Origin of the sequence: Pantoea sp. MT58, from assembly GCF_014495885.1 — a bacterium.
GTDB classification, from domain to species: Bacteria; Pseudomonadota; Gammaproteobacteria; order Enterobacterales; family Enterobacteriaceae; genus Pantoea; species Pantoea eucalypti.
In genome coordinates this window covers 556,946-571,422 of sequence record NZ_CP061083.1, presented here as the reverse complement: position 1 = coordinate 571,422, position 14,477 = coordinate 556,946, and the positions used below count along the sequence as shown (strand labels likewise).

Here is a 14,477-nt window from a genome sequence, read left to right as displayed (position 1 = left end):
ACTATGGTTTTTGAAGTTCATTCGGCTAAACTGCGTACGCATCCGTTGGCAGACTGTTACGCGTGCTGCCACTCCATCGAAGATTCAGGGAATGTGTTATGAAAACGTTGGGCGAATTTATCGTCGAGAAGCAGCACGACTTTCCGCACGCCACAGGTGAACTGACGGCGCTGATTTCAGCTATCAAGCTGGGTGCCAAAATTATCCACCGCGACATCAACAAAGCCGGTTTAGTGGATATTCTCGGTGCCAGCGGCGTGGAGAATATTCAGGGTGAACAGCAGATGAAGCTTGATCTGTTTGCCAACGAAAAACTGAAGGCAGCACTGAAAGCACGTGGCATCGTCGCCGGTATCGCTTCTGAGGAAGAAGACGAGTTCGTTATCTTTGAAGGTGAGGAAAACGGTAAGTACGTGGTGTTAATGGATCCACTGGATGGTTCTTCTAACATCGACGTTAACGTTTCCGTCGGCACCATTTTCTCTATTTATCATCGCGTTAGCGAACCCGGCACGCCAGTGGTTGAAGCGGACTTCATGCAGCCAGGCAACAAGCAGGTTGCTGCCGGTTACGTGGTCTACGGCTCATCCACCATGATGGTTTATACCACCGGCGCAGGTGTGCATGCGTTTACTTATGATCCGTCACTGGGTGTATTCTGCCTCAGTCACGAACGTATGACCTATCCGCCAACCGGATACACCTATTCGATCAACGAAGGTAACTACATTCGTTTCCCGCAGGGTGTGAAGAAATATCTGAAGTTCTGTCAGGAAGAGGATCTGCCAACGCATCGTCCTTATACCTCACGTTACATCGGCTCGCTGGTTGCGGATTTCCACCGTAATCTGCTGAAAGGCGGTATCTACCTCTATCCAAGTACCGCCAGCCATCCTCAGGGCAAGCTACGTTTGCTGTATGAGTGCAACCCGATGGCGTTCCTGGCCGAGCAGGCGGGCGGTAAAGCGACCGACGGTCAGAGACGTATTCTGGATATTCCACCGGTCACGCTGCATCAGCGTTGCCCGTTCTACTGCGGTAACGAGGCGATGGTGAACGACGTTGAGCGTTTCCTGGCTGAGTTCCCGGATTGCCGTCAGGGTTAATCCGGAAGTAGTATAAAAAGTCATATAGATAGGGCGCGATTTCGCGCCCTATCTGTTTTTTACGCTGTCTGCAATCTGAACTGCGCCATCGTTGACTGAAGCTGGTCGGATTGTGCTTCCAGCGACTGAGTGGCAGCGGTTGCCTGCTCTACCAGCGCGGCGTTCTGCTGAGCCGCGGCATCCATCTGCGTGACGGCCAGATTGACCTGCTCAATGCCACGGCTCTGCTCGTCGGAGGCCATCGAGATCTCTTTCATCAGTGCCGTGACGCGCATCACCTCACCAGAAATCTCATCCATGGTTTCCCCGGCGCGCGTCGCCATCTCACTGCCCTCTTTCACCCGAGACTGTGAGTCACTGATCAGCGTGCGGATCTCTTTGGCTGCGTTAGCACTGCGCTGTGCCAGCGTGCGCACTTCATTTGCCACCACCGCAAAGCCACGGCCCTGCTCGCCTGCACGCGCCGCTTCCACGGCGGCATTGAGCGCCAGGATGTTAGTCTGGAAAGCGATGCCATCAATCACGCTGAGAATGTCGCCGATACGATTGGCGCTTTCGGTGATCTCATTCATTTTTTCCATCACGTAGCTGACGACCTCAGCGCCGCGATCGGCAGTATCGGAGACCGCGCTTGCCAGCTGGTTCGCCTGCTGAGCATTTGTGGCGTTAAGTCGCACGGTGGCTGTAAGCTGCTCCATACTGGCCGCCGTCTGCTCCAGCGAGGCGGCGGACTCTTCGGTGCGCTGAGACAGATTGACGTTACCGGCCGCCAGTTCACGGCTGCCGATGTCGATCTGCATACTCGCTTCACGCACCTGACTCACTGAGGTCCGCAATGAGTCCTGCATCCCGCTCAGTGCATGGTTAAGCCGGCCCAGCTCATTGTTGCTGGACGGTGGCAGCGCCTGCGACAGATCACCCGCCGCGATCTGCTCAAGATGGACAATCGCCTGGTTCAGCGGCTGCAGCAGCATCCGGCGCAGCAGTTGCCAGGCAAGCACCAGCAGCAGCAACGTTAATATCCCTGCCACACCGATCAGGATTTTCATTTTGGTTTCGTTTTGGGCCGCCTGCACCAGCTGAGCCTGCGTGACCTGGTCAGCAAACTGGCTGAAGTCAGTGACCGCCTTATCGTAACTGGCCGCCAGTGTTGCCAGGTTGCCTTCCAGCAGCTGGTAATATTCGTCGGTATATTGCTTATCCAGCGCGTCCATCATCGGTTTGATGCCCTGGTCGAGATAGGCTTTGTAACTGGCTGAAACCGCATCCGCCAGCATCTTACCGTGCGCCGTCACCGTTCCTGCGTCCACAAAGCGCTTCAGGTTGAGTTGTGATGACACCACATCCGCCTGTGAGAGTTTTGTAACTGCCGCGCCCTCTTCCAGCATACCAATTTCAATTTTACGCACTGCCAGCGCCGCGTTAGCGCGGGCACGCATCAGATCTGAATTGCTCTTATAAAGACTGTTCAGCTCGATCCCCTGAATGCGGTTAACCACATCCAGCGAGCGGTTTCCTTTGTTAATTGCCACGATACCCATAGAACTCACCGCCAACAGCAGCAGTGTCATAAATGCCAGCAAAGCCAGCAACCCCGTGCGAAGTGATAACTGTTTCATCCTGATAGTTTCCGTGTATGTGAAAAGGCGAATTTCAAGCGGCCTCAAAGCGGAGGAATTATCGGCAGTAACGGTCCGAAACTTTAACGCTGATTAGTGTTAACAACTTGATCATCACAGAAACATCCATCAAGCTGATTGCCGCCCATCCGTTATCCGGAGAAAAGAATGAAACCAGGTTTGTTTCTGATGCTGATCTGCCTCAGCACATCGGCGCTGGCAGAGGATATACCGTCAGACGCTTCGCCTGATCGCTGCCTCAATAATGCCTCAACGACTCTTGCAATGAATCAGTGCTACGCGGCAGCAAGCAAGGTCTGGGATCAGGCGATGAATAAGCAGTACAACAAGCTGATGAAAACGCTCTCCGGCGAACCGAAGAACAAACTGCGTGCCGCTCAGCGTGCCTGGCTGAGCTACCGCGACAGCTGGCTGGAGGCGAGTCGCAGTCAGCTCAGTTCTCAGGGAACACTGGGTAGTGTCGCCCTGAGCGCGCAGAGTCTGAGCCTGGTGCGGAATCAGGCGCTGATGTTGCAATCACTTTCTAAAGGCAGTTGTGCGAATCCCGATGACTGCTGATCGATAACTGGCTTTTGCACTGGCGGAAGTCAGTGCGTTCCATAACCTTCAGGGAGAAACCATGGCTGCTTACGCCTCGACCATCATTCTGATTTGCCTCGCCGTGCTGAGTTATTTCGTACACAACAATGCGGTCACGATTTCGATTCTGGTGCTGCTGGCGATTAAAATTACCCCGCTGGCGCAGTTCTTCCCCTACGTCGAAAAACAGGGCATTACCTTAGGCATCATTATTCTTACCGTGGCAGTCATGGCGCCGCTGGCGAGCGGCTCACTGCCCGCCTCCGCCTTAATCAAATCCTTTGCCAACTGGAAGTCGATTGTGGCGATTCTGGTGGGGATTTTTGTCGCCTGGCTGGGCGGTCGTGGCGTGAATTTTATGAGCGTACAACCCTCTGTAATCGGAGGTCTGCTGATTGGTACGGTGATAGGCGTCGCGTTCTTTCGTGGCGTGCCAGTAGGGCCACTGATTGCCGCAGGCATTGTTTCACTGTTTGTGGCAGCTAAGTAGCGTTTGGGCGCATTCCGAAACGCCAAAAAGGGGGCATACATTCAGAGTCAGTTGGCTATAATAGCCGACACTCAACATACGACTACTGAAGGAATACCAGATGAGTTTGAACCAGGTGCCAGCAGGTAAAGACCTGCCAGAAGATATCTACGTTGTCATTGAGATCCCAGCGAACGCTGATCCGATCAAATATGAAGTTGATAAAGAGTCTGGTGCCCTGTTTGTAGACCGTTTCATGTCTACCGCCATGTTCTATCCGTGCAACTACGGTTACATCAACCATACCCTTTCTCTGGATGGTGATCCGGTTGACGTACTGGTTCCAACCCCGTATCCACTGGTCCCAGGCTCCGTGATCCGCTGCCGTCCGGTTGGCGTGCTGAAAATGACCGACGAGTCTGGTGAAGATGCCAAACTGGTTGCCGTTCCGCACACCAAGCTTTCTAAAGAGTACGATCACATCAAAGATGTGAACGACCTGCCAGAACTGCTGCGTGCACAGATCACCCACTTCTTTGAACACTACAAAGATCTGGAAAAAGGCAAATGGGTGAAAGTGGATGGCTGGGATAACGCCGAAGCCGCTAAAGCTGAAATCATCTCCTCTTATGAGCGCGCACAGAAGAAGTAATTCTGCTGCCGGTTTGTAAGTCGAAAAAAAAACACCGTCCAAATGGACGGTGTTTTTGTTCAGGCCTCTGGCTCCTCATCACGCTTTAGCCAGTCACCACTCATAATGCGCTGGCGTCCTGCCACTGAGCGTTGATAAACATAAAGCCATGCACTGCCAAACGGCGTCTGAGTCAGAAATCGTTTGTACTCTCCCCCTTTGGTGCGAAGCGCATCCAGCTCCGCCAGGGTTGAGGCATCAATGCGGTACACCTCACAATGTACCGCTCCATTGCCCTCTATAACGCCGGGATAATGGCCCAGACTATACAGCTCAAAGCCTTCAATCTGGTGATCACCCAGCCACTGCGCATTGGTCATCCAGTGACTGTTTCCCTGTTTGCGCCGTAAACTGCCGTAGACAATTATTCGCATTGCTAAAACTCAAACTGATAGAGCAAATCGAGAGCCTGATCCACACCGGACACGGCTTCCAGATAGAGCTTAGGCATCAGGCGGTAACGCAAGGTTAACGTCGCCAGTGAATCAAATATGCCAACACCGTATTTTACCTGCAGACCCGGTAGCACGTAGCCGCTGACCTGCACCTGCTGGCTATCGCCAACACCGGCAGTATCAACGGCGAGATTGCTGACACCGAAGGTCTCTCCGATTTTACCCACAACCTGACCACTTTGTGCAACCCCTAAGCCAACAAGTGCCGACGTTAGAGCGTTACTGTCGCCGTCGCTGCCTAATCCCTGACCACGCAGCAGGTAGGAAAGCGCTTCCTGTTGCGACATCGCCGGATCGGAGAAGACTTCCGCTTTAGGTTCATCGGCAAGGCCGGTCACGCGCAGACCGGCAGTGACGCCATCTTCCGTCGCATCCGGGTTACGAATGGCTTCCAGGTTAACGTAAGGCTGATCAGGCGGCCCGGCAAACTGCAGCTCACCTTTACGCACAATCAGATCCTGACCATAGGCGTGGAAGCGACCGGATGGAATGTTGATCTGGCCGTTTAAGCCCAGTCCTGACTTATCCTGCACCATTTTCAGATCGCCATTCAGCTTCGCTTTCAGACCAAATGCGGACAGACGCACATCGTTGCCGACGTGGATCACCAGGTTACTGTTAATCGGAATCGCAGCGGTTTGCGGTGCAATTGGCTTCAGCTGTTTATCCAGCATCACCTCATCTGACGAGACGCCCGTCGCGCTTTCCGGCACTTCCTGCACCGTAATGCGCGCCCACGGAATATCGACGCTGCCATCAAGGTTAAAGGCGGCTGGCGTCGCTTCAAATACCAGATCCGGCGAGACATCCATGCGCACCATCGGCGGCACGGTGACGCGAACCCGACTGCCCTGCGCCGCAATGCGCGCACGCCAGTTATCGAGCTGGCTCCAGTCGGCGTTACCGCTGAGATTGATGTTGCCCTGTGCAGTCTGGACCAGTCCGTTCAGGGTAGAGCTCATACCGTTGAACACCAGATTCAGGTTGGCGGCGGTCAGATCGACCGGCATAAAGTTGCCATCCACATCCACACCCGTCAGACCCAGCTGCCCAAACACCTGTGGCTGCTGCACACTTCCCCCCAGGCGAAGGCTGCTGTTCAGGCTGCCTTTGATCTTCTCGCCCTGCATCAGCGCAGGATTGATCATCGCCAGCGAGATATTGCGGATGTTCACGTTACCGCCCAGCGTGCGGCGATTTTGCGGATCGTCGATCTGCACGTTGCCATCCAGCTGCCCGTTTTTGGCAATGCGGATCAGCCAGTCGAGCTGCGCGCGACCGTTTCGCAGTGCGGCATTCAGGTTAAGCGTGTCAAAGGCGATCGGCAGGCTGTTGCCCTGAACATCCTGCACCACTTTTACGCCGTTACCCTTCAGCGCCACAGTACCGGTTGGCAGGCTGCCATCCGCCGTCCAGTTAACGCGTACATCGCCACTGAACAGGCCGCTGAGCTGGGTTGCCTCCGGCATAAATGGCTTGACCATCGCAAGGTCAAAACGGTTCAGCACCACATGCGCCTTACCTGCCGGGCCCGCTTCAATCGGCTCCGGTACACAAATTTGTGCATTGGGGTTCTGCCAGCAATGCGGCCCGATGGTCGCCGTCTGACGGCTGTTCAGATAGTCGATGGCCATGGCGCGGGTCAGACGCCACTCGCCCACGGGCGTGTCAAAGCGGGTATCGTTTAGCGAGCCTTTCCAGCGCTCGGTCTGGCGATCAAAGCTGCCGTTGAGCGCCAGCTGACCCGAGACCGGTTTGCCCTGCACAGTCAGCTTCATCTGATGCTGACGCTCATTCCCCTCTGCATTCAGCGTCAGCAGGCCGATGTTCAGCGCATCCTGCTTCAGTTGCTCAACGCGAAGTTGCAGTTTACCGGCGACCTGTTCGCCGGAGCGGACATCGCCATTCAGGGTGACGCGATTAATCTGCATCTGCTGCCAGCGCAGACCACGGGCATTGAGATCGGCCAGCAGCTGCGGTGCCTTCAGAGTGCCACGCGCTTTAATCGTGCCGTTGACCACGCCGCCCAGACCCGGCAGCGCATTGTCGAGCTGTGGCGCATCAATACTGGCATCAAGATCCAGACTGTCGCCCAGCGCCCCTTTGACATCCAGATGGTTGCGTCCCAGCGCCAGCTTAATACCCGGCACCGTCCACTGGTTGTAGCTGTTACCGGTCAGTGAGCCGTCAGCGGTTACGGCATTCTTTTTCACGTTACCTTTTAGCTGAAGCTGCGGCACGCTCAGCTGCCAGGTGCCGCCATACAGACTGCCGCGCGTGGTGATTTTGCCATCCAGCCGCGCGGGCCAGTCGGGATACTGTTTCGCAGTATTGATCCCTGCCAGCGTCAGCTCACTGCGCCAGCTGATTGCCTTACTCCAGTCCACCAGCGCGGTGAGATCGATATTGCCCTGCAGCGCGGCTACGCGCAGGCGATCGAGGCTGAACTGCTCAACGTTACCTTTACCCGTCAGCGAGACATTGGCCGGTGGCACAGATTCGCCCTTCACGGCGGTCTGCAGTGACATCACATAGTCGGTGGCTTTGCCTTTGAACTGATAGTCCAGGTTATCGGCCTGATACTGTATCGGTCCGGTCAGCGGCCAGCGCAGTTGCGGACTGGTCAGCTGCAGTGACAGCGGCAATCCCGCAACAGCCAGTTGGGTCGTCGCATCCAGCTGCGCATTGACCGGACCTGAGAGATTCAGGCCCAGCTTCAGCGCGTCGCGCATCGCACCGTTAAGTTTCAGCGCCAGCTTTTCGCCTTTAATCGGATCGGTATTGACCGTGCCATTCAGGGAGAAATCGACCGGCCAGTTATCCGCCAGCGTCGCCTGCCCACTCCCCTTCAGATTGCCCAGATTCGAGTCCACTTCCAGCGTCGTTAACTGCATCTGCCGATCGGCGGTTTTGGCTTTTAGCAACAACCGGCTGACAGCGATATCGGTGTCGCCGGTCACGCGCAGCTGCTCGCCCAGAATCTGCTGCACGTCAATATCCAGCGGCAGACGGAAATCAGGCAATGCCGGTAGCAGCGGTTGCGCAAACATCGCCTGCAGCGTTTCGCCCAGCGGTTTCTCAGCGGGATGCGGCTGCTGAACTTTCGGATCGACCACCTCTTCCTTCACCACTTTTGCCGCTTTTGGCAGCGCAATCAGCAGGCTTTGGATATGGGTCGGATTCAGCGTCAGCGCACGATCCTGCCACTGCAGGCCCGTGGTGAAATCAAGCAGCGAGATCGCGGTGTCATCAACCTTCACATTGATGTTGTGCAGGCCAAGATGACGCAGCGTGATGGGGTATGGTGTGCTGAGGTTAGTGTTGCTACTCTCCTCTTCCGGTGCGGCGGCGGCAGGTGCCATTTTCTTGCTGTCGACGACCACGCTGATATCGCGCAGGGAGACATCGTTGACGCACACGGAGGAGTGCAGCAGGCAGTTGAGATCCACCGCCAGGTGAATCTGCCCGGCATCAACACTGACGCCGGGCATCTCAAAGCGCAGACCGTTAAGGGTCAGGTTACGCCAGCCGCCATCGACCTGTTTGATCGACAGGCCAGGCACCCAGCGCGATGCGCCCTTGAGCACTAAATGCAGTCCCGGCGTGGTCCCGATTAAAAATGCCACGCCACCCAATAGCACAACCAGAAAGATCAGAATACCGATCAGGACCTTTTTCCACAGCTTCATAGTTCAGGCCCCAGTCCTACGTAAAATTGCAATCCATGCTCCTCGTCATCCCCGATAGGTCTGGCAATATCAAATTTGATGGGGCCAACCGGTGAAGACCAGCGCACACCGACACCTGCACCGGTTTTGATATTGCTCTGTTTAATGTCGTTAACCGCTTCGCCTGAGTCGACAAACACCGCGCCCCACCATTTACCGGTGACGTTATACTGATATTCCAGCGATCCGGTGGCGAGTTTTGATGCCCCGGTGAGTTTGCCGTCGTCGTCACGCGGTGAAATATTTTTGTATTTGTAACCGCGAATACTGCGGTCACCACCGGCGAAGAAGCGCAGATCCGGTGGCACCTTGTCGAAGTCGTTGGTTTCAATCCAGCCAAGATTGCCGCGCGCCACAAAGCGATGACTGTCACCGAGAGTGCGAATCCAGACGTTTTGCGCCTGCAGAATCAGGAAGTCGACGTCGGAGCCCCATGTCGTATCGGAAACGTCGACGGAGTAGCGCTGTGAGTCGCCCCAGGTCGGCATCAGACCGCCGCGCGAGCGGGTGCGGTTTACGCTGACGCCGGGATAGAGCAGCATGGTGGTATTGGTCACACTGCCCTGCGTAAAGTGATCCAGGCTCCAGCGCAGGTTGACCGCCTTCTGCCAGCCGCTGCTGCTGTCCCAGTTGCGCGACATCGCAAGCGTGGTGGTGTCGGCTTTGGTGTCGTTAAGGTCGGTACGCTTGAGGCCTCCGGAGAAGGTGTAGTACTGCTCCAGTGGGCTCTTCAGTAACGGGACTTTATAGCTGAGGTCGACCTGCTGTTCCGGCGCAGACACGTAGGCGCTGGCTGTCAGGCTGTGGCCGCTGTCGTTGATCCACGGTTTTTTCCACGTTCCTTTCAGCCGCGGACCGACGTCAGTTGAGTAGCCGACGCCGGTTTCAATGGTGTTTTCGGTGCGGGGTGACATCACGGCACTCAGCGGCAGCACTTTAGTCTGTCGTCCCTTGCTGAATTCCGGCGCGACCACCACCGAATTAAACCAGCCGGTGGCGGAGAGGCGGCGATTCAGTTCGGCCAGATCGCGTGAGCTGTAGTAATCCCCTTCTTTAAAGGGCACCAGATTTTGCAGATACTCTTCACGAATCTGCGATCCCTGAAAAGTGACGTCACCAAAGCGATAGCGCTCGCCGCTGTCGTAGTCGATATCCCAGAACGCTTCATGGCGCTCAACCGAGACGCCGAGCTGGCTTTTTTTAAAGGTGCCGTCGAAGTAGCCGTTACGCAGCGCAAGATTAGAGAAGCCGCTTTTAAATTTGTCATACTGCCCGTGGTTAAGCTGCGTGCCCACTTTGGGCCGTCCCTGCTTCACCCAGGCTTTGTAATCAGGATCATTGCGCGCATCACCTTCCACCACAATGGTGCTGCCGCCAATTTTGACAGCCTCGCCCGGCGTCACATGTGCGACTAATACCGGCCGTCCTCCCTTCGCAGGCGCGGGGCGGGATTCGAAATCGATGGTCGGCTCGTAATAACCAAGGGCGCGCAGCCCCTCTTTTATTGCAACAGAGACACGTGCACGAAAACGGCCATCATTCGAGACCTCGTCGCTGCCGATGGTGGAAAGGCGCGCTCTGACATTCTTTTGCAGATCCCCGGTTAAGCCATCTACCTGTAATCGCACGGTCGCCGCCTCAAGGGCGGGCGCGGCAAGCAGCAGGCCAGCTATGCAATAAACATAAAATCGTGGCACCTGTACTCCTGTTAATCATGCCGGCCCCTTTTCCGCGGGGCACTTATTAATCATCTTTGCCCGCACTACCGCAACGGCAACATCCTCATCATAGCCGCACTTTATGGCAAACGGCGGCGCAAAATCGACTTCTAACTCAAATAACGCGGCTATTGTCGGTAAATGGGGGGATTGATACAACTCCTGCAGGCGGGAATGAGCGGTCCAAAATGATTCACTCAGATAAATCTGAGTCGATAACGTACCGTTCTGCCTGCTAATCCTGAGGGAAGCGGCAGATTGCCCTCTGGCGGCCCGATGAGCGCTCCTGCTATAATCTGCCACCACAGGCATTCCGCCTGTTTTCATTTCTGCCCCGACATGTACGTTGTCGAACTGGCGCAGACATTTTTGGCACGGATAGCTCTGTTTCACGGATAAACCAACTCTGTTTGCGCTTACCCACGCTGCCCAGGCCAAAAATGACAAGTGGATAACCCTTTGGATCTCATATGTTAGATAGCTTGCTTGTCATTTTATTGCTGATTGTAATCAGTGCCTTTTTCTCCCTGTCGGAGATCTCGCTGGCGGCCGCCCGTAAGATCAAACTGAAACTTCTGGCCGACGAAGGCAACGTCAATGCCCAGCGTGTGCTGAAAATGCAGGAAACGCCGGGCATGTTCTTCACCGTGGTGCAGATTGGCCTTAACGCTGTCGCCATCCTGGGCGGTATTGTCGGCGACGCGGCATTTTCACCGGTTTTCAGCGGCCTGTTTAACCGCTTTGTTTCGCCGGAACTGGCGGAACAGCTCAGCTTTATCTGTTCATTCACCATCGTGACCAGCCTGTTTATCCTGTTTGCCGACTTAACACCAAAGCGGGTTGGCATGGTCGCACCGGAAACCATCGCGCTGCGCATCATCAATCCGATGCGTTTCTGCCTGTTAGTGATGCGTCCGCTGGTATTTCTGTTTAATGGCCTGGCCAACGTCTTCTTCCGTATTTTCAAGCTGCCGATGGTGCGTAAAGATGACATCACCTCCGACGATATCTACGCGGTGGTGGAAGCCGGTGCGCTGGCGGGCGTTCTGCGCAAGCAGGAGCATGAGCTGATTGAAAACGTGTTTGAGCTGGAGTCACGTACCGTTCCCTCTTCAATGACCTCACGCGAGAATATTGTCTGGTTTGATCTGCACGAAGATGAGACCAGCCTCAAGACCAAAATCGCCCAGCATCCTCATTCGAAGTTTCTGGTCTGCAGCGGCGACATCGATCATATCGTTGGCTATGTCGACTCAAAAGAGCTGCTGCTGCGCGTACTCGGCAATCAAAGCATGGCGCTGAACAGCGGCCTGCAGATTCGCTCTGCGCTAATCGTGCCGGACACGCTGACGCTCTCAGAAGCGCTGGAAAGTTTTAAAACCGCTGGTGAAGATTTCGCGGTGATCATGAACGAATATGCGCTGGTCGTGGGCATCATTACGCTGAATGACGTCATGACCACACTGATGGGCGATCTGGTCGGTCAGGGCATGGAAGAGCAGATCGTGGCGCGCGATGAGAATTCATGGCTGGTTGAAGGCGGCACACCGATTGATGACGTAATGCGCGTGCTGGACATCGATGATTTCCCGCAGTCAGGCAACTACGAAACCATCGGCGGCTTTATGATGTATATGCTGCGTAAGATTCCAAAGCGTACCGATTTTGTGAAGTTTGCTGGCTATAAGTTCGAAGTGGTAGATATCGATAGCTACCGTATCGATCAGCTGCTGGTCACCCGCATTGATGAACGACCACCCGTGCTGAACCTGACCAAAACCGAAGAAGAGTAAATGACTCAGAGCGTGTCCCGGCGGCTATTATTGTCCCAGGCAGTCCTGGATACAGAGCGCGCGGAACAACCGGAACGTTTACGTAGCAGTTGGAGATTGTGGGCACCGTCCGTGTTCGGACAGGCAAAGGGAATAGCCTGATAGGTCATACACTAAGGGCGCCATCGGCGCCCTTGTTATTAGTTGAACTCAAGTTTGAGACGAACGACCTGGCGGTTAATTTCTGACATCACGCTCAGGTGCTGTTTGTCTTTGACGCGAGGGATTAATACTTTCCCTTTATCGAACTCGAACGCGCCCACGTCCTTGATATACAACCTTCCTTTGAACAGCGTTTTTACATATTTCGCTATTTGTAGCGGATTATAGCGCTGGAAGATCTTCATGCTGTTTAACTCCTGTACATTTTTAAGCACGCTTCGCCGTTTCCAAATTTGGTTCCAGCCCATGAAGCGCGAATTCGCGATAACTATAGAACACTAAAACTGACTGATGTTCCTAAAAGTGAATTTTTTTACTGAATTGACACATCATTACAGAACACTCTGTTATCAGGCTCACACAACACAGTATAAACCTTCATTGATTAAGGAATTGTGGCGGCCATAACAAACCTGACACCTTTCCAGGACAGGCGCATCATCCCTGCTTACTATTGCAGTAAAATGACTGACTGGTCTGATCACCTAAGGAAATAACAATGCGTATAACCCTGGCAGCTGTGGCGTTGTCTCTGTTGATACCGGCAGGCGCGATGGCTCATAACCTCAGACTGGATATGCGGGTACCGGCTGTAGGCGTGAATGACAAAGGCGAGCTGTTATTGCAACAGGAGAAGTTTAGCTACAAAAACTGGAATAGCGCGCAGCTCAGCGGAAAAGTTCGCGTCATCCAGCATATTGCGGGGCGCTCATCTGCGAAAGAGATGAACGCGGCACTGGTAGAAGCGATCAAAGCCGCGAAGCTGCCGCATGATCGCTATCAGACCACCACCATCGTCAATACCGATGACGCGATTCCGGGCACGGGCATGTTTGTGCGCAGCAGCGTCGAGACCAACAAGCAGCAATATCCCTGGTCTCAGTTTGTCATAGACAGCAAAGGCAACGTGCAGCACAGCTGGCAGTTACAGCCTGGTGGTTCCGCCATAGTGGTGCTGGATAAGCAGGGCGAAGTGAAGTTTGTGAAGGATGGTTCGCTGACGCAGGATGAAGTGACAAAAGTTATCGCGCTGGTCAACTCACTGCTGAAAGAGTAATGCTGAACACCCGGGAGCGAGAGAATCGCTCGCCGGGCATTTATGCCAATACCGTCTTAAAAGAGCGAAACGCGGAAGCCGGGATTCAGGAAGGATTCGCGCGGCGCATAGTCCAGGGTTTTGCCCTGCCAGTCATGTACATGCGCACCCGCGGCCATCGCCACGGCATGACCCGCGCCGGTATCCCAGATATTGGTTGGCCCGAAACGGGGATAGAGCTGAGCTTTACCTTCTGCCACCAGACAGAATTTCAGTGAGGAGCCGGTCGCAACGGTCTGATGCTCACCTAACTGCTTCAGGTACTCTTTCATCTCGTCGTCGTCACCATGTGAGCGGCTGACCACGACCAGCGGAGGACGTGCGTCACGGACATGAATCTGTTCACGATGACCGCCCTCTTCTTTCCACGCTTTACCCTCTGCCGCGGAATACATTACGCCCAGCACTGGCGCATAGACGACGCCCATCACCGGCTTGCCCGCTTCAATCAGCGCAATATTGACGGTAAATTCACCGTTACGCTTGATGAACTCTTTGGTGCCATCCAGCGGATCAACCAGCCAGTAGCGTTGCCAGTGCTGACGGACATCCCAGGCTGGCGGATCTTCTTCTGAAAGTACCGGTATGTCAGGCGATAGCTGTTTCAGCCCCTCCATGATGACTTCATGCGCCGCGATATCCGCAGCGGTCACCGGCGAATCGTCCGATTTGTGAGAAACGTCAAGCGGCGCGGCACCGTTATAGACCTGCATAATCGCGTCGCCAGCTTCGCGTGCCAGTTGGCAGATTTGCTCTAACATTTTTCACCTCGTTTTTGTCTGTCTGCTGCAGGATCAGCCCATCTTCAGATAGTGACATTTTAGCAGTTCCGCCTGACCAGCCTGTTTACTGGTCCGGCGGCGATTCAATTTATAGATATATCAATATCATAGTTACGTGCTTATCGCCATGCTGACGCCAGTGAGCCTTTATCGTATAAGAATGAGTCGCAGGCCGATGCATCAAAACGTTATATCCATCACGATTTAAAATGACTATCT

Annotated in this window: 12 protein-coding genes; 6 read left to right on the top strand and 6 right to left on the bottom strand. The window is 54.6% G+C overall.

Features of this window, described 5'->3' with window-relative positions; all coding sequences use genetic code 11:
* Nucleotides 1–98: 98 nt before the first annotated feature.
* Complete coding sequence (gene fbp / locus IAI47_RS02750; RefSeq protein ID WP_003855523.1) at nucleotides 99–1,106, top strand: class 1 fructose-bisphosphatase; 1,008 nt, start codon at nucleotides 99–101, stop codon at nucleotides 1,104–1,106.
* Nucleotides 1,107–1,165: 59 nt separating this feature from the next.
* On the opposite strand, the gene IAI47_RS02745 is transcribed toward fbp, so the two are convergent.
* Nucleotides 1,166–2,725, bottom strand: a complete 1,560-nt coding sequence (locus IAI47_RS02745) for a methyl-accepting chemotaxis protein (protein WP_003855522.1) — start codon at nucleotides 2,723–2,725, stop codon at nucleotides 1,166–1,168.
* Between the two features lie 168 nt (nucleotides 2,726–2,893).
* On the opposite strand from IAI47_RS02745, the gene IAI47_RS02740 reads away from it, so the two are divergent.
* The 3 genes from IAI47_RS02740 to ppa all read left to right on the top strand — a co-directional run bounded on the left by IAI47_RS02740 (nucleotide 2,894) and on the right by ppa (nucleotide 4,446).
* Nucleotides 2,894–3,304: a lysozyme inhibitor LprI family protein gene (locus IAI47_RS02740; protein ID WP_003855521.1), complete on the top strand. Its 411-nt coding sequence runs from the start codon at nucleotides 2,894–2,896 to the stop codon at nucleotides 3,302–3,304.
* A gap of 61 nt (nucleotides 3,305–3,365) precedes the next feature.
* Nucleotides 3,366–3,815 carry a DUF441 domain-containing protein gene (locus tag IAI47_RS02735; protein ID WP_003855520.1) on the top strand — a complete coding sequence of 150 codons (450 nt, stop codon included), beginning with the start codon at nucleotides 3,366–3,368 and terminating at the stop codon, nucleotides 3,813–3,815.
* 100 nt (nucleotides 3,816–3,915) lie between these two features.
* The gene (ppa, locus tag IAI47_RS02730; protein ID WP_003855519.1) at nucleotides 3,916–4,446 is read left to right on the top strand and encodes an inorganic diphosphatase; all 531 of its coding nucleotides are present in this window, start codon (nucleotides 3,916–3,918) and stop codon (nucleotides 4,444–4,446) included.
* A 59-nt stretch (nucleotides 4,447–4,505) separates the two neighbouring features.
* On the opposite strand, the gene IAI47_RS02725 is transcribed toward ppa, so the two are convergent.
* Genes IAI47_RS02725 through IAI47_RS02715 form a run of 3 tightly spaced genes read right to left on the bottom strand, consistent with a single transcriptional unit; the run spans nucleotide 4,506 to nucleotide 10,365 of the window.
* Nucleotides 4,506–4,859: a gamma-glutamylcyclotransferase gene (locus IAI47_RS02725; protein WP_008925784.1), complete on the bottom strand. Its 354-nt coding sequence runs from the start codon at nucleotides 4,857–4,859 to the stop codon at nucleotides 4,506–4,508.
* Between the two features lie 2 nt (nucleotides 4,860–4,861).
* Nucleotides 4,862–8,629 (bottom strand): translocation/assembly module TamB domain-containing protein, encoded by a 3,768-nt coding sequence (locus IAI47_RS02720; RefSeq protein ID WP_008925785.1) that lies wholly within the window; start codon nucleotides 8,627–8,629, stop codon nucleotides 4,862–4,864.
* Entirely contained in the window at nucleotides 8,626–10,365 is a 1,740-nt protein-coding gene (locus IAI47_RS02715) for an autotransporter assembly complex family protein (RefSeq protein WP_008925786.1), read from the bottom strand. Before IAI47_RS02715 ends, IAI47_RS02720 begins: the two co-directional genes overlap by 4 nt.
* 491 nt (nucleotides 10,366–10,856) lie before the next feature.
* On the opposite strand from IAI47_RS02715, the gene IAI47_RS02710 reads away from it, so the two are divergent.
* The gene (locus IAI47_RS02710; RefSeq protein WP_008925787.1) at nucleotides 10,857–12,179 is read left to right on the top strand and encodes a hemolysin family protein; all 1,323 of its coding nucleotides are present in this window, start codon (nucleotides 10,857–10,859) and stop codon (nucleotides 12,177–12,179) included.
* A gap of 179 nt (nucleotides 12,180–12,358) precedes the next feature.
* Here the strand turns inward: IAI47_RS02710 and IAI47_RS02705 are convergent, their stop codons facing one another.
* Nucleotides 12,359–12,565 carry a DUF1107 domain-containing protein gene (locus IAI47_RS02705; RefSeq protein WP_003855513.1) on the bottom strand — a complete coding sequence of 69 codons (207 nt, stop codon included), beginning with the start codon at nucleotides 12,563–12,565 and terminating at the stop codon, nucleotides 12,359–12,361.
* 314 nt (nucleotides 12,566–12,879) lie between these two features.
* Here IAI47_RS02705 and IAI47_RS02700 point away from each other — a divergent pair, with 314 nt between their 5' ends.
* A complete protein-coding gene (locus IAI47_RS02700; RefSeq protein WP_008925788.1) occupies nucleotides 12,880–13,437 on the top strand; it encodes a YtfJ family protein in 558 nt (185 codons plus the stop codon).
* A 56-nt stretch (nucleotides 13,438–13,493) separates the two neighbouring features.
* Here the strand turns inward: IAI47_RS02700 and cysQ are convergent, their stop codons facing one another.
* Nucleotides 13,494–14,237 (bottom strand): 3'(2'),5'-bisphosphate nucleotidase CysQ, encoded by a 744-nt coding sequence (cysQ, locus tag IAI47_RS02695; RefSeq protein WP_003855511.1) that lies wholly within the window; start codon nucleotides 14,235–14,237, stop codon nucleotides 13,494–13,496.
* Nucleotides 14,238–14,477 lie beyond the last annotated feature (240 nt).